This is a genomic window from Paraburkholderia sp. SIMBA_054, from assembly GCF_046534875.1.
GTDB lineage: Bacteria > Pseudomonadota > Gammaproteobacteria > Burkholderiales > Burkholderiaceae > Paraburkholderia > Paraburkholderia hospita.
The window spans coordinates 1-272 of record NZ_JAWRXV010000783.1; the positions used below are offsets into that span (position 1 = coordinate 1).

At 55.5% G+C, this 272-nt stretch carries 1 protein-coding gene; it reads right to left on the minus strand.

Going from position 1 to position 272, the window contains the following annotated elements:
- Positions 1-272: hypothetical protein (locus tag SB822_RS57240; protein WP_410859123.1), on the minus strand; the 272-nt coding region annotated here is incomplete at both ends.

A 272-nucleotide genomic window follows, 5' to 3' on the forward strand; every position in this document is an offset into this window, starting at 1 on the left:
CGATGTCTTCCTGCGTCAGCTTGTAGATGGCGGTAAATACCTGTGTTTTACCAGGAGACAGCGTCACTGGGGCTGGTGTGAAAGCGCCGAGCTTGCCGCCGGCTGGCTTACCGTTAAAGGTTGGTCCCTCATCGGATGGCGTGACCTCATTTACGATGACATTGCCGGTGTTGGACACCTCGAACGAATAGGTAATCGTGTCGGCCGCTTCGATCGCTCCATTGCCATCCTGATCATTGACCTTGCCCGTTTTGAGAAGGGCGAGCTTCGGG